Source organism: Aquirufa salirivi, assembly GCF_045310485.1.
GTDB lineage: Bacteria > Bacteroidota > Bacteroidia > Cytophagales > Spirosomataceae > Aquirufa > Aquirufa salirivi.
In genome coordinates, this window is the sequence record NZ_JBEWZH010000003.1 from 243,919 (window position 1) to 264,605 (window position 20,687).

Consider the following 20,687-nt stretch of genomic DNA (forward strand, 5'->3'; position numbering starts at 1 on the left):
CCTGTTTTCAAGAAAAACAATTTTTTGACATAAAAATTATACAATTTCTTTACTATTAAACTTGAAAATAAAAAACATGACAATTATTAGAATTAACAAGATATACGGGAAAAAGAGATTAAATTTGTTTCAAGTAACAAGCAAAAATCCTATTTTTACGTTCTTGATAACCAAATTCCAACCATGGCAATAACTAGATTCAAAGCTCTTGAATTAGCTCAAAGTAGAGCTACTGCCGTTGTGAAAATCCCTACTGAAAAAGTAAGTGATTATTACGGCAATATGACATTTAATGATGAGGTGATGCGCTCATTATTATCACCAGAAGCATACCTTAAGATTACGACAGCCATTAATACGGGCTCCAAAATCGACCGTGATGCGGCTGACGAGGTAGCTGCAGCGATGAAATCTTGGGCTATTTCTAAAGGAGCGACTCACTATACACACTGGTTTCAACCTTTAACTGGAACTACTGCAGAGAAACATGATTCGTTTTTCGATATTGATTTAAGTACGGGTAAGGCGGTAGAAAAATTCAAAGGATCTGCTTTAGTACAACAAGAGCCAGATGCTTCGTCTTTCCCGAACGGTGGAATTCGTTCTACATTTGAGGCACGCGGATATACAGGTTGGGATCCATCTTCACCTGCCTTTATCATGGAAAATGCGGCTGGAACAGCTACTTTATGTATTCCTTCAGTTTTTGTTTCATATACAGGCGAGGCACTTGATTACAAAACTCCATTATTGAAATCTATTGAATTAATCGACAAAGCAGCGACTGCTGTGGTAAAAGAATATTTCAATCGTGATGTAACTAAAGTTGTACCTACTGTAGGTATTGAGCAAGAATACTTCTTAGTAGATGAGGCTTTATACAATGCTCGTCCAGACTTAATGATGGCGGGAAGAACGGTTTTTGGCCATGCGCCTGCTAAGGGTCAACAATTAGAAGATCATTATTTTGGATCTATTCCAACCCGTGTGAATGCGTTCATGGTTGATTTTGAAATTGAAGCTTTAAAATTAGGTATGCCTGTTCGCACGCGTCACAATGAAGTGGCTCCAGCGCAATTTGAGGTGGCTCCGACATTTGAGGAAGCCAACCTAGCTTGTGATCACAATGCGCTTTTGATGGATTTGATGTCGAAAGTAGCCGTAAAACATAAATTAAAAGTATTGTTCCATGAGAAACCATTTGCTGGTATCAATGGATCAGGTAAACATAATAACTGGGCTTTGGGTACGGATACGGGTGTCAATTTATTGGGACCATCTTCTAAACCAAAAGAAAACCTTCGTTTCTTAACTTTCTTTGTGAACGTAGTTAAAGCGGTACATGATAATGCCGACTTATTACGAGCATCGATCGCATCTTCAGGCAATGAGCACCGTTTAGGGGCCAATGAAGCGCCTCCAGCGATTGTTTCTGTTTTCTTAGGATCTACCATGAACAATGTATTGGATGATTTAGAAAACATGAAGGATATCGAAGAATTCCAATTAGAAAAAGGAGATAATGTGTACCTAAAATTAGGTATCAACAAAATCCCTTCTTTGATTTTGGATAATACGGATCGTAATAGAACATCTCCATTTGCTTTTACAGGTAATAAATTTGAATTCCGTGCCGTTGGTTCTTCTGCCAATTCAGCAGCACCCATGACCATTTTGAATACCATTGTAGCTAACCAATTAATCTTATTCCGTAAAGAGGTAGATGCTATCTTAGAAAAAGGAGTGAAGAAAGAATTGGCTATCATGGATGTGTTAAAGCGTTATGCCAAAGAATCTAAGAAAATCCGTTTTGAGGGAAATGGTTACTCGGATGAATGGGTAGAAGAAGCAGAAAAGAGAGGTTTATCTAATATGAAAACTACTCCTGAGGCTTTGTTAGTTTATACTCGCCCAGAGTCAATTGAATTATTCACGAAATACGGCATTTATTCTAAAGAAGAAATGCATGCACGTTACGAGATTGAATTGGAAAACTACATTAAGAAAATCCAAATTGAATCACGTGTTGTTGGAGATATGGCGATTAACCACATTGTTTCTACTTCATTAAAATACCAAACTCAATTGGTAGAAAATGTGAAAGGACAGAAGGAAATTGGCATTGATCCTCAGTATTTTGCGCCAACGATTGAAATGATTAAAAAAATCTCTGAGTATACTTCTAAGATTGTTTTATTACAAAATGATATGACAGAAGCAAGAAAAGAGGCTAATAACGTAGAAAATCTGGAAGAAAGAGCGTTCTTATATGGCTCTAAGGTCAAAGGTTATTTCGAAGAAATCCGTTATGCCGTGGATAAATTGGAATTGATCATTGATGATGATGAGTGGCCATTACCAAAGTATAGAGAATTATTAATGATTAAATAGTTTGTCTTCTTATGACACAAATAAGCAATCCCGGATTTTCTCCTGAGGAAATCAACCGTTTGAAAGAGCTTTGCGCATCTGAAAAACGTAACTTTATTTTGATTGAAGATGAAGATCTTCCGGTAAGCAATGATAGAGAAATGGTCCACATACAATTTGTGGGCCATTTTGAGCAAAAAGAGGTAGTCTATGACGCCATCCTTTGTACTCTACAATTACATTATTCTAGCTTGCTATATGAGGCTGCAGAGAGAGAAGCTATCCAGCATTTTCCTTTGTATGTTCCTATTGAAAACAGGGATGAGACCTATCAAGCAAATGATTCATTGGATGAAGAAGTAGAAATGATGGTCTTAGAAATCATCGAAGAAATGGAAGAAAACGATGAAATCAAGGTTAGTGAATATGTAGAAGTAGATAAAGACTTTGATTTTGGTATCGGTTTAGAGGCTGCTTTATATGTTCCTGCATTAACAGATGAAGTGATTGAGGAGTTTATCCATGATTTCAATGCGGATAATATACAATTAGATACATCTTTATATTCTTTCAAATCTGAAGAAGAGTAAGCATGAGTATTCCGGTTTTTTATGAGCCAAATCCAATTGCTAGCCCTTTTTTAAGCGAAGAAGAATCCATTCATGCCCATCGGGTCCTCCGTTTAAAAGCGGGAGACCCGATTTTTATTTTAAATGGGAAGGGGCAAAAATTTGAGGCTAAAATTGACCAATCTACGAGTAAAAAGACCTCATTCCATCTAGTAAATGAAATAGAAAATTCGGTCATGCCCGCCTATGCGATTCACCTATGGATAGCACCCACTAAGCAAATGGAACGCATGGAATGGATGGTGGAAAAATGCGCTGAATTTGGAATTCAATCCATTGGTTTTTTTCATTCTAGGTATTCCGAAAGAAAAGAAATTAAAACGCATCGATTAGAAAAAATTGTTATTTCGGCTTTGAAACAGTCTAAAAATCTGTTTTTGCCGACTATTTATCCCATGGTTTCCTTCAAAGAGCTTGTTGGACAACTTGGAAACAAGGAAGATGAGCAAAAACTATTTGCTTACATTTCCAATCCTCCTAGTTCAAGCTTAAGTAAAAGTATACATTTGAATCGAGCATATCATATTTTAATTGGCCCAGAAGGTGATTTTTCCAGCGAAGAAAGTGAAGCTTTAATTTCTACTGATTGGACACCCTTTAGCCTAGGAAAATCTATTTTGAGAACAGAAACAGCTGGTTTAGCTGCCACACATGCCATTCATTTATTACATGAAAACTAAGGCGCTACTTTTCTTACTAATAGGTTTTAGTCAAGTTATTTTGGCTCAAAATCCCTTGTTTAAAATTGCCAAAGTAAAATACAAAGGGGGAGGAGATTGGTATGCCAACAAGACTTCCTTGCCTAATCTCATTCAATTTGCCAACCAGCAAAAGAAAATGGGCATTGATCCCAGTCCAGAAACGGTGGAATTAACTAGTCCCATGCTTTGGAATTACCCTTTTATACATTTGACAGGACATGGCAATGTGCTTTTCGACAAAGAAGAACAAAAAAACTTACGCCAATATTTATTGGGTGGTGGCTTTCTGCATATTGATGATAATTATGGTTTAGACAAGTCCATTCGCAGAGAAATGGCGAAAGTCTTCCCAGAATTAAGTTTTGTGGAATTACCTTATAGCCATCCCATTTATTCACAAGCATACCCCTTTCCCAAAGGCCTACCCAAGGTTCATGAGCATGATGGAAAAGCACCTCAGGGATTTGGATTGATTTATCAAGGCCGACTTATCTGTTTTTATTCCTATGAATGTGATTTAGGAAATGGCTGGGAAGATGAAAGTATTTACCATGATCCGGCAGAAAAAAGAGAGGCCGCGCTTAGGATGGGAGTCAATATACTTCAATACGCTTTCCTGCACCCTTAACTGATAAAAATCATAAAAGTATATTGGAATACTAGAGATTCTTAAACTTTTCATAGTTAAATTTGTAGTCATAATCTTATTATATAATTTATGCAATTAGTACTTCCAGCTTTTATTATTCATTGGTACGTATCTCTTTTTAGTCAAACATTCTTCCTACACCGCTATTCAGCACATAAAATGTTCTTAATGAACAAGTATTGGGAGAAATTTTTCTATTTTCTTACTTATTTGTCGCAAGGGTCTTCTTTCTTAAGTCCAAGAGCTTACGCCATTCTGCACAGAATGCACCATGCATTCTCTGATACGCCTAAAGATCCACATTCACCGATGTTCTCCAGCAATGTCTTTACTATGATGTGGAAAACGAAGAACATTTACAATGCGGTTTTAAACCGTTCTCAAAAAGTAGAAGAGCGTTTTGAACATGATTACCCTGTTTCAAAAACAATTGAAAAAATCGGTGATTCATGGATTTCACGTGTTGGTTGGGGAGTAGCCTATTCTTCATTCTACATAGTAGCATACCTATATTTTGATATGCATTGGGCATTCTTCTTTTTGTTACCGGTACACTTTTTGATGGGTCCAGTACATGGAGCCATTGTTAACTGGTCAGGTCACAAATATGGCTATCAAAATTATGACAATCATGATCACTCCAAGAACTCCTTAGTAGTAGATGTCCTGATGATGGGGGAGTTGTTCCAAAATAACCACCATAAATTACCAAACCGTGTCAATTTTGCCACCAAATGGTTTGAGATTGATCCTACCTATCCGATGGTCAAATTATTAACTTGGTTAAAAATTATTCGTCCTAACGTTAAGGACCCGAATTCCAAGTTTTAATTGTACAAAGCATTATATGAAAGCCCTGAATAATTCAGGGCTTTTTTTTTACCAATGTGTCCTGACCTGAAATTAGTTGACAGTTTTTAAGACGAACGAGTTGGTCAATAATATTTGGGATTTTCCGATATATAATAATTGAATCAATCTATGTTATTTTATATCGAACTCTACTTTAATTCCAATACTGAGGTATTTCTTTTTTTTGAAAAAAAGAAACAAAAAAAACAAAAGAAGTGCGGTTAATCCTAAGACGAATTCCGCTACGCGGAACCGATGTTCACTCCGCATTCGGCTTTAATCTTTGACTCTATCTCATATGGCCTATGCGCAGGGGCAACCATCCGCCTACCGCTTCGCTCATGCTACGTTCCCATCTTTCGTTGGGATTAACCTCATCAATTGTCAGTTATTTAGAGTTTAGTTTCAGAATGAAGATTGTTGATTTTTTGATAGAAAATACCGTCGGTCAGCACGAGCGAAAGATGATGAACGCAGCGGTAGACGAGGTTTTGACCATAGCAAAGGCGATGCGCGTTGGCGTCAAAAATATAGGCGATAGCGAAGTGAATCACGGTTTCGCGAAGCGAAATTCGCCTTTGATGAACGACAAGAAAAGAAGTTTTTTTGTTTCTTTTTTTTCAAAAAAAGAAATACCGTAAAAATGTATTTTAAGTAATGTTTTTAGAAAAGCTTCAAAAAAACTAAAATCACATCATTTACTTTGGCCATTTATCAGGCAAGACAACACTTTGCATATTTTATAAAAAAAGGCTCAGAATAACATCCTGAGCCTCATGTAAAATAAAGATCTGACTACAATTCGTGATCTGAAATATTGAATTTCTCTAAATAATCCGAAACTCGTTTCAAGAAACCTCCGCCCAAAGAACCATCAATCACACGGTGATCGTAGGAATGGGAAATGAACATCTTTTGTCGAATCGCAATCTGGTCTCCTTGAGGACCAGATATGACCGCTGGTTTCTTCTCAATGACTCCAAATGCCAAAATACCAACCTGAGGTTGAACAATGATGGGAGTACCCATTAAATTACCAAAAGAACCAATATTGGAGATGGAATAAGTGCCTCCTTCTAAATCAGAGGGAGTCAATTTATTCAACCTAGCTCGGTTCGACAAATCATTAACTTTTTTAGTTAATTCCAATAAAGATAATTTATCCACTTCATGAATAACCGGAACGATTAAATTACCATTGGGTAAGGCTACCGCCATGCCTATATTGATTTGCTCATGCTGTACTAGGTAATTTCCTTCAACAGAAATATTCATGCCGGGAAAATCCTTAAGTGCTTTGGCCGTAGCCATGATCAATAATGGTGTGTAGGTTATTGGCTCTTTGTATTTGGCTAAAAAGTTGGCTTTTTCCGTTTCACGCCACGTTACCATGGCTGTCATATCCGCTTCTAGAAACGACGTAACGTGAGGGGCAATACGCTTAGAATCCACCATACGCTCAGAAATCATCTTACGCATACGGTCCATTTCGATTACCACATCACCCGGTAAACGTAGGCCTGGGCCTTGACTTAGCGTACCTGAAGCTATCATCCGTTTGGAATTACGGACAGCGATATAATTCAATACATCTTTCTTAGTAACTCGCTGGTCCAAACCCGAACCTTTAATGGTACTAAGTTCTCGTTGTGTTACATTTTCTTGCAGGCAAATTTGTTTGATCAAAGGAGAAATCCAAGGATTTGATTTTTCTTCATTTTGACCTAAAATCCCTAAACTAACGTCTGTCAATAAAGCTAATGCTTCGTGCTCTGGAAACATATTGGCTACGGATGCGCTTGGAGTCGTATCAGCTGAGTTTTCTATGGAATCAATCACACATATAGCCTTACCAATGGTAGCAATTTCCCCAACAGGAACGATGATCTTTTGTAAATATCCTGAAACTGGACTCGGTACTTCGGTATCGATCTTATCAGTAGCAACTTCTAAAATAAATTCATCAGCTTCCACATAATCACCAGGATTTTTCAACCAGTTTAATACGGTTGCTTCCATGATGCTTTCACCCATTTTAGGCATAATGACTTCCATGATGGCCATAACTATTGAGTCAATTCGTTTAACAAAAATTTCCTAACTAAATTCAGACAGTTCAGGGCCGTCATGTGTATTATTTGCTTCCTAGTTCCAGCTAATTGCAATTTGCGAGTTATAACACCACCTTCATGAGATAAAGCAATCCAAACTGTACCAACAGGCTTCTCCTCCGTACCTCCATCGGGACCTGCAATACCAGAAGTGGCTAAAGATAAAGTACTATGTAGTTTCTCTCTTACTCCATTGGCCATGGAAATGATACATGCTTCACTGACTGCACCTTCATGTTCCAAAAGGGTAGGAGAAACACCCAAACTATTTATTTTCACTTCATTTGCATAGGAAATAACAGCCCCTTTAAAATAGGCGGAACTTCCTGAAATTTCTGTAAATAAATGAGATAAATACCCACCCGTACAACTTTCTGCCACTGAAATACTAGCGCCTTTTTCAATCAATAATTGACCAATCACTTGGGCTAATTCATCCTGTTCATATCCAAACACATAAGGTTTAATGAGGGGCATGACCCGAGTAATTTCTTGGTGAATATCTTGATTCAATTGAACTACATGATCACCGAAACCAGTTAAACGTAGCTTGACGATTCCCAAAGAAGGTAAATAGGCTAATTTAATATGTTTGGGCAAAGACAATTCCCAATCCTGAATCATATCCGACAAATAAGATTCACCGATACCTACTACTTTAACAATTTTATGAACAATGGTGGGTGTTTTGAAATGTTGGGCTACGCGTGGTAAAACCAAATCTTCCATCATGGCTTTCATTTCAAAAGGTACTCCGGCCATGGAAACCCACACCGTTTCTTTTTCCTCAAACCACATCCCAGGCGCTGTTCCTTGCTTATTTTGAACATATTGTGCCTTAGTAGGCAATAAGGCTTGATCACGGTTCAAATCACTTAATTCACGCCCTCTTTTTTCAAAGAACACACGCACGTCTTCTAATGCTTGCGGATGATATGCCATATCGCAACCAAAGAAATTCGCAAGAACTTTTTTCGTTAAATCGTCTTTGGTTGGACCTAATCCACCTGTTATAAATACGATATCAGCCCGGTGTTGAGCTTCTTCAAGTATGTTTAAAATTTCACTTTCCTGGTCGCCTACGGACGACTTTCTGATGGTTTTAATTCCTATTTTGTCTAATTCCAGGCTAATCCACTGGGTATTGGTATCCAATATTTGCCCATAAAGAATCTCATCCCCAATTGTAATAATTTCTGCTCGAACCATTAAGTTTTCTTACTTTTGTACGAAAATACGATTTATTTGGGATAGAATTTAATCCCTGAATCGAAAAACAATTCAAATTAAGCAATGAAACAATCAGAGATAAATTTCAAAATAAGTTTAGACGAAAATAACATTCCTGAACAAATTTCTTGGTCCGCCACAGATAATCCCAATGAAGGAATAGAGGAAACAAAAGCGATATTAGTTGCAACCTGGGATCCTTACCACAAAGGCACTTTGACTTTACCCTTATGGACGAAAGACATGGAGGTTTTGGATATGAAACGCTTTTTTATTGAAATTTTAGGGACAGTTTCGGAAGCTTCCTTGCAAGCTACAGGTGATAGTTACTTTTCTCAGGAAATCGAACAAGTTTGTATGACTTTATCGAGTCATTTAAAGAAAGAAATCATCGCGGCTGAAAAGGGTCAATAAGCAAAATATACATGAAAGTATCCCATTTATTCATTGCCATCATGTTGTTTATTTCTGTGCCTAGTTTGGCACAAAAGGGCATCAACTTCATTAAAACGGGCAATTTTAATACGGCTGTGGCAACTGCCAAACAACAAAATAAACTTTTGTTTATGGAAGTATATGCACCAGATTGTCATATTTGTAATGCTTTTAAAGGAACTTTTGCACAACCCCAAGTAGGTGCTTTATACAATGCTAAATTTGTCAATTTCCAGTTGGACATTCGTAATCCTGAGAATCAAAAGCTCTTAAAAAAGCTGAAAATCACGATTAATGCTACACCTACCTTTATCTTCATGGATCCCACTAGTTTACAAATCGTTGGGGCTAAGATATTTGGGGAAAGAGACAATTCGGTCATTAATGTGAATTCAATAGCTCAAAAAGCAATTAATCCAGCTGAACATGCGCAGAATTATGCCAAACGATTGAAAGCAGGAGATAAAAACCCGCAGTTCTTATTAAACTATGCTGAGTATGCTCGAATAGTGGGTGATACAACTTCCAATATAGCCGCTTTCAATGTGTTTGCTAAGACCATAAATCCTAGCCAATATACCTCACAAAGTACCTTCAATGCCATTCAAATGGTGATGATGAATAATAACAATGTACTTTTTGATTATTTCATCAACCACATTCCTGCTTATGAAAGGATTTATGAAGCAAATCCTGTCAGGATGAGTTATGAAAATATCTTTCAAATCGTCTTGACAAGCTCTCAAGCAAATAAATTAAGCGTAGCTGATATTCAAAAGATTAAAGCCCAAATGGCTAAAGCTGGTTTAGACCCAGGCTCCATTCAAAGAAGAATGTGGATGGTAGAAAGTACTTTATTGTTTAAACAAAAGAAAGCTACTCAGGCCATTCAAGTGATTGAAAAATTATTGGCAGTACTTCCCAATGCTCCAGGTCCTAAGGAATACCAATACTTATGTGATTATGTCAATGGTAAAACGAAGGACAAAAAGGCATTAGCCTATGCCAAAACACATTGGTGTAAATTTGGAATGAAATAATTCTAGCGAAAAAGTGCGCGAAAAATCATCACAGCCACACAAAACAAAAACATCACAATCGATATTTTATTGATCATGTGCATCGTACGAATATTAAAGTTCGTCGGTGCACCTGGTTTTGGCTTTTGAAATACACGAATAAAGTAAGTAAATACTTCACCAATTCTGAATTGTTCTTTTAGTCTGCTCATCTTAGTTATTCGTTTCTTGCGGATCTTTCCAGATTCCGTCTTCCTTGATTAATTGTATTAACTCATCTACAGCAGAATCTGCTGGTACCGACTTTTTCACGACTTCCTGACCACGGTACAAGGCAATTTTGTCCTTACCTATACCTACATAACCATAATCAGCATCGGCCATTTCTCCTGGGCCATTCACGATGCATCCCATGATTCCTATTTTCACCCCTTTCAAATGATCTGTTACTTGTCGTATTCTGGCAGTGGTTTCTTGAAGATCAAATAAGGTTCTTCCGCAAGATGGGCAAGATATATACTCTGTTTTAGAAATACGTACTCGACAGGCCTGTAAAATCCCGAAATTGGTAGAATTCTCCAGCGAGGATTGAACAGGTAAACCTGCTAAAGAAAGCATTAATCCATCACCAAATCCATCAATAAATAAAGCACCTGCGTCTGTTGGTGCAAATAGTTGAAATTGGTCCGCATGAATATCCTGATAGTTCAAACGTATTACTACAGGAATATGAATTCCTTGTATTTCCAATTCAAAAAAGGCTCGTCGAATGGCTGCCATTCGATTAGAAAAGCTCGAAGAAAGTACCAATACCTCATTCTGGGCCAATTTAAGGGCATTGACGAATAAGTCATTAGACCAAATCTCCTCGGCATCCGCCTGAACAAAATTAAGTTGGGCATGTTTCTTGCTTGCCTTTAACCAATCTTCCACTTCAAATAATGGAAATTGATGCTCAGAAGGACTGGATTGCAGCCAAGTTGTAGCTGATTGTATTTGTTTCAATCCATTGGGAAGCATGAAATCTAAATCTGAAGTCCCGGTAAACAAATAATCAGCCCCCAAATCATTCATGGCCCATTTATCGGGTTCTGGCAAATAAAAATGACCAATGGATTTCAGATCCTCCATGCTGATGCTTTTCAAATGTGAATAGTCAGCGATAACACGGGGTACTTGATGCCCACCAAAATTCATCAATTCGGCACTTTTTCTTCTGGTATGCGCAAATGGATTGATGGGGGAGTCGAATCCCGCAGATAAATTACTTAGGCTTGGAATGGGTGCATTTGGACGATTTCGACCTACATAACGATTCACCAAATCTTTGGCTACTGGAATTTCAAATTCAGGATCTTCGGTTAAAGATACCCGTACCGTATCTCCTAATCCATCTTCCAATAAAGTACCGATTCCTACAGCCGATTTAATTCGACCATCTTCACCTTCACCCGCTTCGGTAACCCCTAAATGTAAGGGATAAGCTTTAAATTGGCCATCTGCCAGTTTTTTACTCAATAAACGGTAGGCTTCCACCATGACTTGAGTATTGGAAGCTTTCATAGAGAGTACAATATTGAAGTATTTTTCATCTTCACAAATTCGAAGAAACTCCAAAGCAGATTCTACCATGCCTAAAGGGGTATCACCATATCGACTTAAAATTCGATCGGATAATGAACCGTGGTTAGTTCCAATACGCATCGCTGTGCCGTATTCTTTGCAAATCTTCACCAAAGGCAAGAACTTATCACGAATACGCTCTAATTCAGCTTGATAAGAGCTCTCGCTGTATTCTATCGTTTCAAAACGCTTTTTGTCTGCGTAATTTCCTGGATTAATACGTACTTTTTCCACTATCCGAGCGGCTAATTCTGCCGCATTGGGGGTAAAATGTATATCAGCAACCAAAGGCGTTTTATAGCCCTTAGCGCGTAATCCTTTACGAATATTTTCTAAATTTTGAGCTTCTTTAACGGAAGGAGCAGTAATCCGTACCAATTCGCAGCCTGCGTCAATCATGCGAATGGACTGTTCTATGGATCCCATTGTATCCATGGTATCCACGGTTGTCATGGATTGTATTCGAATGGGAAAATCTGAACCCAACATCAAATCGCCAATGGAAACGGGAATCGTTTCTCTCCGCTGATAGCCGAACAAGGTAGGAGCATACATATTCCCATCGCTGATCAAATGAGCTGAAGACGATTGTTGAAGACTTGACATAGGTATAAAATTTAATTCAAATGTACGAAATACAAACAAAAAGCCTCATCTCATGGAAATAAGATGAGGCTCTTTTTGCATGATGCTACTACCAAGAACTCTTTTTGTGTCCGATTGTTGCGTAAAATAAAATAAACAAATAGCAGGGAACCATAATGACATAAGCTATTTGCGTATCTTGAATTCTATCGGCAATATCCCCGTACAATAAGGGAATTAAAGCACCTCCAGAAATCATCATAATAATTAATGCAGAACCCAATTTCGTGTATTTACCTAGACCACTGATTGCTAATGGCCATAAAGCAGGCCACATAAGCGCATTGGCTAGACCTAACAAGGCTAAGCACATCACTGAATAATATCCGTCTAAAAGGACTGTTCCAAGAGAAAATACTACCCCTAATATTGCGGAATAATTCAAGGCTTTTTGTTGAGATAAAATCTTCGGGATGAATAATATACCCACAACATATCCGGCCAACATGCCATACAATGTATAGGTCGTAAAGGTTTTGGCTACTTCCATATCAATACCTTGAGATACGCCATAATTAATGATCGTATCACCCGCCATTACTTCTACACCTACGTATAAAAAGAATGCAACGAGCCCTAACACTAAATTCGGATAAGCCCATACACTAGAACGTTGTTCTGCTGCCGATTCTGCACTTTCTTCTGCTTCCACTTCTGGTAAAGTTGAGAAACGAACCAATAAAGCCAATCCCACTAAAACCCCAGTCATGATTAAATAAGGGTTAACGACAATGCTTAAATCTTTAGCATCCGTGGTGGAAGACAATAATAAGCCGCCAAAAATAAACTGACTTAAAATACCAGCCACTTTATTGCAAATTCCCATGACAGAGATGCGCTTAGCTGCTGAATCTGGTGAACCCAAGATGGTTACATAAGGATTAGAAGCTGTTTGTAAAAGGGCTAATCCTGTTCCGATGACGAATAATCCTAAAAGGAACATGGGGTAATTAGACATTTGAGCAGCAGGTACAAATAATACAGTTCCTACGGCCATGACCATTAGACCAAGAGACATTCCGTTTTTGAATCCTGTTTTCGCTAAGACCCAAGAAGATGGAATAGCCATGACAAAGTAAGAAATAAAGAAAGCAGAGGTTACTAATAGAGATTCAAAATTATTTAACGCAAAGGCTGCTTTGAAAAAAGCAATTAATACGGAGTTTACCCAAGTCACAAATCCAAATACAAAGAAGAGTATTCCGATAATTAACAGAGCAGCTGAGGTGTTGGTAGGTTTGTTTGTAGTTGTCATAAAGGTTTAATAGTTATCATGTAAAGCAAAAATAGGTTGATTCGTTTTCCATTTTCCTCGAGTGAAATCTGGAATTTTAATAGGAGCAGATCCTTTAGCAATGGATTCTTCTGATAGTGGTGAAATAGCTGACCACGCTGCTGCATCATATACATCAATAGGAGGGGCTACTTTATTTTTAATAGATTCAATAAAGGCTCTTAATACAAAATAATCAATTCCCCCATGGCCAGCATTTTCAGCATCCTGAGCATGCGCTTTCCATAGTGGATGATCGTATTTCTCTTGGTAAGGTTTGAACGGCTCCCAGCTATGGGCTTTGGGAGAGACACCCTCCAAATAAATGGATTTATTATCATCCATCCATAAACCATTGGTTCCTTGCACTCGGAAACCTAAGGAATAAGGTCTAGGAGAGTTGGTATCATGCGAAATCATGATGGTTTCGCCATTGGCACATTTGATTAAGGTAGTTACGACATCTCCCAATTTAAACTTGGTTTTGGCATTGGGATGATCTTTCCCTCCTTTATCTACGATGTATTTCTGCAAACCCAAGGCTGGGCTAGCCATGGATGTTAAATGTAAAAACTGATTTCCACGGTTGATATTAAGCATTTCAGCCACAGGGCCTAAACCATGGGTTGGATAAATATCTCCATTACGGTCTATGGAGTGTTGTGTTCTCCATTTTGCCTCAGAAAATCCTTTGGCACCAAATTCTACCCCGCCACCATAAGGCTTGACTCCATCATTGAATTTCACTTCTCGTAAATCATGTTGGTATCCACATTGTACATGGGTTAATGAGCCAAACATGCCTTGACGAACCATGTTTAATACAGCCAAGACATCACGACGGTAGCAGACATTTTCCAAAATCATGCAATGTGAACCTGTTTTTTCGTACATATTCACTAAATCCCATGATTCTTTTAATGTGACCGTAGCAGAGACTTCCACACCGGTATATTTTCCTTCTTTCATGGAAGCTAAGGCCATAGGCACATGCCATTCCCAAGGAGTAGCGATAATCACGCCATCAATGTCGTTTCGTTTAACTAAGTTTTCAAAGTCATGATCCCCTTGTTGATATACGACCGCTTCTTTACGGCCTTTATCACGAATCATTTTTTGAGAAATCTGAATAGCTTGTGGATCAATATCACAAATTGCTACAATTTCCACATCAGAACGATACATCGCCATTTCTAAGTGATTTCTTCCACGAAGTCCAACACCAATGAAACCTAAACGCACTTTTGTTTGTTCTGGTGTTATGCCTTTTAAAATAGTCGGGAATAGAGCAGCAGACGACGTATATAGCAGCGATTTTGAAATAAAATTTCGCCTTTTCATAAATAGTTAAACTGGTTTTAGGTAATGAAATTGAAATTTAATCAAATTATGGCTGTAAATTTATATCCAATTTAAAAAAATGATAGAGTTTCCCCGTGTAAGTGTATTTAGGAAAGAGCATTTTAATGCTGCTCATCGATTGTATAATGCCAATTGGTCAGATGAAAAGAACCAAGAAGTGTTTGGATTGTGCAATAATCCCAATTTCCATGGTCACAATTATGAATTAATTGTGCAAATTACTGGAACAATTAATCCAGAAACGGGTTATGTGATAGATATGAAGGAAGTTTCCCAACTGATTCAAAAGGAAATCATTGAAAAATTTGACCATAAAAATCTAAATTTAGATGTGCCCGAATTTGCTCAATTGAATCCGACGGCTGAAAACATTGCCTTTGTAATTTATCAAAAAATTAGAGCAGCACTTGCCACAAACCTTGATTTAAAAATCAGATTATATGAAACAGAAAGAAATTTTGTTGAATTCCCTGCTCATTGATACGGAAAATTTCCATTTCACAGATGATGAGATTGGAGATAATCACATAGCGACTTCGATAGAAACGCCTATGCGTTCAGATGCATTCGATCTTTCTGATGCAGAAAAAATCAAAAAAATCGAGGGGCATTTTAGAGAAATCATGTTGACTCTAGGTTTAGATTTGACAGATGATTCACTAAAGGGTACGCCAAAGCGTGTAGCCAAAATGTACATAGAAGAGATATTTAGTGGATTAAATCCTAAAAATGAGCCTCAGGTAGCCTTATTTGAAAATAAATTTGGCTATAATGAAATGCTAATTGAGAAAAATATCAGTTTTTACTCCAATTGCGAGCATCATTTTGTTCCCATCGTTGGTAAAACGCATATTGCTTACATTTCTTCAGGTAAAGTAATTGGTTTATCGAAATTGAACCGAATTGTACAGTATTATGCCAAAAGACCTCAGGTTCAGGAACGTTTGACGATGCAAATTGCCAAACACTTGCAACGAGTGCTTGAAACAGAACATGTGGCTATTTATATTGATGCCAAACATTTGTGTGTTTCTTCTCGTGGGGTTAAAGATGATGCTACATCCACTATTACTTCCTTTTACGGAGGTAAATTCCAAGAAGAAGCAACTAAAAAAGAATTTTTAGGCGGTATTCAGTCGGTTTAATGGGAATTTATGTGATTGTTGGAGCTAGCCAGGGGATTGGCTACTCTATAGCTGAGCAATTAGTAGCCTCTGGACATCGTGTTTTAAATTTTTCTAGAAAAGCAGCTGATTTGGCGGGTATTGAAAACTATACCTGGGATGCCCTTCAAGAGGATGATAGCATATTTTCAACCATTCAAGATTCTGTAGATGGTATTGCTTATTGCCCTGGAAGCATCGTATTAAAACCATTTCATCGATTATCAACAACTGATTTTGAACTAGATTTTAAAATCAATGTTTTGGGTGCGGTTCGCGTGATTCAAGCCTTATTAGCTTCCTTAAAACAATCCAATAGTGCTTCAATCGTGCTATTTAGTACCGTGGCAGTACAAACAGGTATGGGATTCCATGCATCTATTGCTAGTTCCAAAGGTGCCATTGAAGGTTTAACTCGATCATTAGCTGCTGAATTGAGTAGTTTCAAAATTCGAGTGAATGCTATTGCTCCTTCCTTAACTCAAACACCTTTGGCTCAGAATCTATTGAGTAGTCCAGAGAAAATTGAAGCTGGAGGAAAAAGACATCCACTAGGACGTGTTGGTCAGGCGGAAGACGTAGCTAATTTAACTGCATTCTTACTTAAGCCTGAAAATTCTTGGATAACGGGACAAGTGATTGGAGTTGACGGAGGGATAGGAAGCCTAAGAACGGTTTAATTGTTCCAGAAAGTGCTTTTGATTCAAAGCTAAATTCACATTATTCCATTCAATTTTATCGACAAATGCTTGTGCACGGATAGGGCAGTTGGCCACTTGACAATGTGCACAGCATTCATCCAAACAAGGGTCTGCATGGACAAATATCTCAATGTGGGTAGGTAAAACTTGTGATAAAGTACCTTCAAAGTCGTGAATTTCCTCATGAACATGATTTAAATCCCAATAGCGAGGAAGTGTTAAATGGCAGTCGATATGTAAATCACCCCCATATTGCTGAACCCGTAAATTGTGTAAATCAATCCATTCATCTCTTTGGTTTTTGGTGATCCATTCAATGACCATCCGAAATACTTTAGGATTTGTTTCATCCATTAGAGCAGCTACCGAAGTACGAATTAGACGAATACCTTGCCAAAACATGAAAAAAGCAAATAAGAGAGATGCAGCTGAGTCAACCCATAACCAATTGGTAAAATAGGTGATAGCTAAGGCCAATACGACTAATAAACTATTATAGGCATCTAAACGTAAGTGTTTCCCATCTGCTACCATGGTTGGAGAATGCTCCTTTTTACCCATTTGAATCAATAAATACCCCATGATACCATTCAATGCAGAGGATCCCAAAGAAATGGCCATACCCATATCCAAACTCTTGAGCTCTTGATTGGTCCACAAATGCTGAGAGGCATGTAAAAAGATATAAGCAGCAGCCAACAAAATCAAAACTCCTTCTAAACCAGAAGCGAAAAACTCAATTTTCCCATGCCCATAGGGATGATTCAGGTCTTTGGGCAAAGAGGCTAAATAAACCGAATAAAAGGCAAATGCTCCAGCTACGACATTGATGATGGATTCTAGGGCATCAGTCAACAAAGTGGTAGAACCACTTAAGTAATAGGCATAAAATTTCCCAATCAAAATCAAGACACTGACCGAGAAAGTAACAAGCAGCAGACGCTGTTTCATGGGAAAAATTTATGCACAAAGATACATCAATTCCTTTTATTTTTACAGGATGAAAGAACAAGATAAGCCATGGAAAACACTCTCCAAAAATACGGTATATGAAAATCCTTGGATTCGAATTGAGCATCATGAGGTCATTAACCCGAATCAAATTGAAGGTATTTATGGTTTGGTTCACTTTAAAAATACGGCTGTTTCCATCTTTCCTTTGGACGAAGAAGGAAATACTTATTTAGTGGGCCAGCATCGGTATACTTTGGATGTCTATTCTTGGGAATTACCTGAAGGAGGATGTTTGATTCAAGATCAGGAAAGCCCTTTGGAAGCAGCTAAAAGAGAATTGGCAGAAGAAACGGGTTTACAAGCCCAAGAATGGATTAGCCTTGGAACATGTTATTTATCCAATTCTGTTACAGATGAAAAAGCAAATATGTTTTTGGCTAAAAAGCTTCAACAAGGAATCGCTGCTCCTGAAGAGACAGAGTCTTTGGTAGTCAGGAAACTACCCATACAAGAAGTGTTCACCATGGCTGAAAATGGGGAAATTCAAGATGCTTTAAGTTTATTGACCATTTTAAAGGTCAAATCTCTTATATCGTAAAATCCCAATGCTTCATTTCTTCTAAAGCTTGATAGTCCGTTAAGTCGTATTTTACCGGAACTACGGTGGCATAATTTTCTGTTAACCAATCCAAATCAGTTCCATTGTTTAGGTCTTCATTGTGCAAAAAACCATCCATCCAAAAATAGGGTTGCCCGTAAGGGTCTTTTCTTTCTTCAAAAAACTCTCGATAAACCGCTTTGGCTTGTCGGGCTACCCGAATACCTTGAATAGGAGCTTCTGATTTAGCTGGGAAATTCACGTTGAGTGTTAATCCTTCATGCAAACCATGCTCTAATACTTGCTGAGCTATTTTGATGATTAAATCATGGCAATGACTAAAATCGGCATCATTGGCATAGTCACATAAGGAAAAACCTATGGCTGGTATTCCTTCCATGGCAGCTTCAATAGCGGCAGACATCGTTCCTGAATACAAAACTGAAATGGATGCATTGGAACCGTGATTGATACCTGATACCATCAAATCAATCTTGCGGCCTTTTAAAATATAGTGCTTGCCAAATTTAACACAGTCGGCAGGTGTACCTGAACATTTATAAGATTGAATATTGGGGCCAAAAGTTTCCGTTTTAGTCACACGAATGGGAGTCCCCATGGTGATGGCATGTCCCATACCCGATTGATGGCTATCTGGGGCAACTACTACGACTTCTCCAATTTCTGACATGATCTCAGTTAATACTCTAATTCCTTTAGAATGAATGGAATCGTCATTAGCAATTAGAATAAGCGGTTTCTCTTGACTCATATTTTCTTAATTTTAACGAAATTACAAATTTGCTTACTTAATTTTGCACGATGCAAATCCGAAAAGCTGAAATAAATGATATTCCTACCATTCAAGCCATAGCTGAGCAAGCTTGGCGTCCTACCTATGGTGAAATCCTGAGTGAGGAGCAATGTGTGTATATGTTAGATATGATGTACCGAAGGGATGTATTGGAAAAACAATTCCATGGAAATGTACATTTTTTCATTTTGGAATCAGAGGAGGGAGCCATTGGTTTCGCTGCCTACCAAGCGATGGATGCGCAACAAGGAAAACTCCATAAAATCTATTTGAGACCTCAACAAAAGAGCCGAGGTGCAGGAACATTTTTATTGGAGTATGTTGCAAATTTTGCCAAAGAAAATGGACAAAAAGCCATCTTTTTAAACGTCAACCGACATAATTCAGCTTTTCAGTTTTATTTAAAAAGAGGCTTCCAAATTGATCAAGAACTGGATTTACATGTGGGAGAGGGCTATTACATGAACGATTACATCATGAAAAGAGAGCTATAGCTTTCTCGATCAATTGACTAATTTGTTTTTCGGGATTTGATGAAAATTGATGGGTTTTCCGATTGGCCAAAATGGCATTCAATGAAATCATTTCATGGCCTAAAACTCCAGAAAAAGCATAGTAAGCAGAGGTCTCCATCTCAATATTGGTAATTTTTAATTTTCCTACCAGAGTGGCTGAACAGTCATTTAAAAAATTAGGTAAGATCGAATTCATTCGCACAGTGCGACCTTGTGGAGCATAAAAGCCAGGTGCTGTTAGGGTGGTACCCAGATAAGCATCCTGAAAATAGGCATCTTGAGTGAATAGATGTACTAATTGATTGGAAGCTTTCGCTCCATAAATAGGCAAAGGATAGCCAATTTGTTCGCAAAATTGATCCAAATCCTTTTGAGGAAGGCTTTTATCCGAAGAAAAATCATAAAATTGAGCCAAATTATCAAAGCCTATGGCAGCCTCAGATATCAGAACTGAATCGACAGGGATATCTTCTTGAATGGAGCCTGAGGTACCCATTCGTATGAGATTCAAGGAACGCTTTTGACTTTTTTCCACTCTTGTTTCAAAATCAATATTAGCTAAGGCATCCAATTCATTCATGACAATTTCAACATTATCGGCCCCAATGCCACTAGAAAGTACCCCTATGGGCTTTCCTGCCAGTTCTCCAAAATGGCTTACAAACTCCCTTCTATGGATTTCGAAATGAATACGGTCAAAATGGCAGGAAACCTTTTCTACACGTTCAGGGTCACCAACCATGAAAATGGTATCACATAATTGCTCAGGACGAATGTTCAAATGATATGAACTTCCATCAGGGTTTATAATCAAGTCGGTCGGCGAGAAATAGGTCATGAACAAATTTAAAAATTATTAACAAGGAGTATAACATAAATTATAACGGATGGAATTTTTGAAAATTATCTACTAATTTATATTGTACATCATTGAAAGAATTAATGCTATTTGAATTAAAAGAAATAAATTATTTTTGAGGGTATAAATACTTTTTATTGAATTACACACCAAAAACAAAATGAAATAATCTTACAAAAATAAT

At 37.8% G+C, this 20,687-nt stretch carries 22 protein-coding genes; 13 read left to right on the top strand and 9 right to left on the bottom strand.

What is annotated here, in order from left to right; all coding sequences use genetic code 11:
- The first annotated feature begins 183 nt into the window (after window positions 1–183).
- The 6 genes from U0R11_RS05475 to U0R11_RS05500 all read left to right on the top strand — a co-directional run bounded on the left by U0R11_RS05475 (window position 184) and on the right by U0R11_RS05500 (window position 5,842).
- Complete coding sequence (locus tag U0R11_RS05475; protein ID WP_166373983.1) at window positions 184–2,391, top strand: glutamine synthetase III family protein; 2,208 nt, start codon at window positions 184–186, stop codon at window positions 2,389–2,391.
- Window positions 2,392–2,402: 11 nt separating this feature from the next.
- The gene (locus tag U0R11_RS05480; protein ID WP_406750384.1) at window positions 2,403–2,960 is read left to right on the top strand and encodes a hypothetical protein; all 558 of its coding nucleotides are present in this window, start codon (window positions 2,403–2,405) and stop codon (window positions 2,958–2,960) included.
- 2 nt (window positions 2,961–2,962) lie between these two features.
- Window positions 2,963–3,679, top strand: a complete 717-nt coding sequence (locus U0R11_RS05485) for an RsmE family RNA methyltransferase (RefSeq protein WP_269009393.1) — start codon at window positions 2,963–2,965, stop codon at window positions 3,677–3,679.
- Window positions 3,669–4,328, top strand: coding sequence for a DUF4159 domain-containing protein (locus U0R11_RS05490; RefSeq protein WP_269002892.1), 660 nt, complete (start codon window positions 3,669–3,671; stop codon window positions 4,326–4,328). The genes U0R11_RS05485 and U0R11_RS05490 overlap by 11 nt, the downstream gene beginning before the upstream one ends.
- Before the next feature lie 90 nt (window positions 4,329–4,418).
- Window positions 4,419–5,180: an acyl-CoA desaturase gene (locus U0R11_RS05495; RefSeq protein ID WP_406750387.1), complete on the top strand. Its 762-nt coding sequence runs from the start codon at window positions 4,419–4,421 to the stop codon at window positions 5,178–5,180.
- Window positions 5,181–5,506: 326 nt separating this feature from the next.
- Window positions 5,507–5,842 carry a hypothetical protein gene (locus tag U0R11_RS05500; RefSeq protein WP_166373978.1) on the top strand — a complete coding sequence of 112 codons (336 nt, stop codon included), beginning with the start codon at window positions 5,507–5,509 and terminating at the stop codon, window positions 5,840–5,842.
- Window positions 5,843–5,996: 154 nt separating this feature from the next.
- Here U0R11_RS05500 and U0R11_RS05505 read toward each other — a convergent pair whose 3' ends face one another.
- The gene (locus tag U0R11_RS05505; protein WP_166373977.1) at window positions 5,997–7,265 is read right to left on the bottom strand and encodes a dihydrolipoamide acetyltransferase family protein; all 1,269 of its coding nucleotides are present in this window, start codon (window positions 7,263–7,265) and stop codon (window positions 5,997–5,999) included.
- A gap of 2 nt (window positions 7,266–7,267) precedes the next feature.
- Window positions 7,268–8,521: a competence/damage-inducible protein A gene (locus U0R11_RS05510; protein ID WP_406750389.1), complete on the bottom strand. Its 1,254-nt coding sequence runs from the start codon at window positions 8,519–8,521 to the stop codon at window positions 7,268–7,270.
- Between the two features lie 84 nt (window positions 8,522–8,605).
- Between U0R11_RS05510 and gldC the strand changes: the two genes are divergently transcribed.
- Both gldC and U0R11_RS05520 read left to right on the top strand, forming a co-directional pair.
- Window positions 8,606–8,956 (top strand): gliding motility protein GldC, encoded by a 351-nt coding sequence (gene gldC / locus U0R11_RS05515; RefSeq protein ID WP_166373975.1) that lies wholly within the window; start codon window positions 8,606–8,608, stop codon window positions 8,954–8,956.
- A gap of 11 nt (window positions 8,957–8,967) precedes the next feature.
- Window positions 8,968–10,017 carry a thioredoxin family protein gene (locus U0R11_RS05520; protein ID WP_406750391.1) on the top strand — a complete coding sequence of 350 codons (1,050 nt, stop codon included), beginning with the start codon at window positions 8,968–8,970 and terminating at the stop codon, window positions 10,015–10,017.
- 2 nt (window positions 10,018–10,019) lie between these two features.
- On the opposite strand, the gene U0R11_RS05525 is transcribed toward U0R11_RS05520, so the two are convergent.
- The 4 genes from U0R11_RS05525 to U0R11_RS05540 form a co-directional block, all read right to left on the bottom strand.
- Window positions 10,020–10,208, bottom strand: coding sequence for a DUF6728 family protein (locus tag U0R11_RS05525; protein WP_406750393.1), 189 nt, complete (start codon window positions 10,206–10,208; stop codon window positions 10,020–10,022).
- Window position 10,209: 1 nt separating this feature from the next.
- Window positions 10,210–12,225: a (E)-4-hydroxy-3-methylbut-2-enyl-diphosphate synthase gene (gene ispG, locus U0R11_RS05530; protein WP_406750395.1), complete on the bottom strand. Its 2,016-nt coding sequence runs from the start codon at window positions 12,223–12,225 to the stop codon at window positions 10,210–10,212.
- Window positions 12,226–12,313: 88 nt separating this feature from the next.
- On the bottom strand, window positions 12,314–13,519 hold the full coding sequence (locus U0R11_RS05535; protein ID WP_166373972.1) for a sugar MFS transporter: 1,206 nt from the start codon (window positions 13,517–13,519) through the stop codon (window positions 12,314–12,316).
- Window positions 13,520–13,525: 6 nt separating this feature from the next.
- Entirely contained in the window at window positions 13,526–14,878 is a 1,353-nt protein-coding gene (locus tag U0R11_RS05540; protein ID WP_406750398.1) for a Gfo/Idh/MocA family protein, read from the bottom strand.
- Between the two features lie 79 nt (window positions 14,879–14,957).
- Here U0R11_RS05540 and U0R11_RS05545 point away from each other — a divergent pair, with 79 nt between their 5' ends.
- The 3 genes from U0R11_RS05545 to U0R11_RS05555 are packed head-to-tail and all read left to right on the top strand — an operon-like array spanning window position 14,958 to window position 16,742.
- Window positions 14,958–15,380, top strand: coding sequence for a 6-pyruvoyl trahydropterin synthase family protein (locus tag U0R11_RS05545; protein ID WP_406750399.1), 423 nt, complete (start codon window positions 14,958–14,960; stop codon window positions 15,378–15,380).
- On the top strand, window positions 15,340–16,044 hold the full coding sequence (folE, locus tag U0R11_RS05550; RefSeq protein ID WP_406750401.1) for a GTP cyclohydrolase I FolE: 705 nt from the start codon (window positions 15,340–15,342) through the stop codon (window positions 16,042–16,044). Before U0R11_RS05545 ends, folE begins: the two co-directional genes overlap by 41 nt.
- Entirely contained in the window at window positions 16,044–16,742 is a 699-nt protein-coding gene (locus U0R11_RS05555) for an SDR family NAD(P)-dependent oxidoreductase (RefSeq protein WP_406750403.1), read from the top strand. Before folE ends, U0R11_RS05555 begins: the two co-directional genes overlap by 1 nt.
- On the opposite strand, the gene U0R11_RS05560 is transcribed toward U0R11_RS05555, so the two are convergent.
- Window positions 16,728–17,714, bottom strand: a complete 987-nt coding sequence (locus U0R11_RS05560) for a cation diffusion facilitator family transporter (protein ID WP_406750405.1) — start codon at window positions 17,712–17,714, stop codon at window positions 16,728–16,730. The two genes, U0R11_RS05555 and U0R11_RS05560, sit on opposite strands and share 15 nt — an antisense overlap.
- A gap of 49 nt (window positions 17,715–17,763) precedes the next feature.
- Here U0R11_RS05560 and U0R11_RS05565 point away from each other — a divergent pair, with 49 nt between their 5' ends.
- A complete protein-coding gene (locus tag U0R11_RS05565) occupies window positions 17,764–18,315 on the top strand; it encodes an NUDIX domain-containing protein (RefSeq protein WP_406750407.1) in 552 nt (183 codons plus the stop codon).
- Here the strand turns inward: U0R11_RS05565 and surE are convergent.
- Window positions 18,305–19,087 carry a 5'/3'-nucleotidase SurE gene (gene surE / locus U0R11_RS05570; RefSeq protein ID WP_166373966.1) on the bottom strand — a complete coding sequence of 261 codons (783 nt, stop codon included), beginning with the start codon at window positions 19,085–19,087 and terminating at the stop codon, window positions 18,305–18,307. The genes U0R11_RS05565 and surE overlap by 11 nt on opposite strands.
- Before the next feature lie 50 nt (window positions 19,088–19,137).
- Between surE and U0R11_RS05575 the strand changes: the two genes are divergently transcribed.
- Complete coding sequence (locus U0R11_RS05575) at window positions 19,138–19,623, top strand: GNAT family N-acetyltransferase (RefSeq protein WP_406750409.1); 486 nt, start codon at window positions 19,138–19,140, stop codon at window positions 19,621–19,623.
- On the opposite strand, the gene U0R11_RS05580 is transcribed toward U0R11_RS05575, so the two are convergent.
- A complete protein-coding gene (locus tag U0R11_RS05580; protein WP_406750411.1) occupies window positions 19,604–20,482 on the bottom strand; it encodes a nucleoside phosphorylase in 879 nt (292 codons plus the stop codon). The two genes, U0R11_RS05575 and U0R11_RS05580, sit on opposite strands and share 20 nt — an antisense overlap.
- Between the last annotated feature and the right edge of the window lie 205 nt (window positions 20,483–20,687).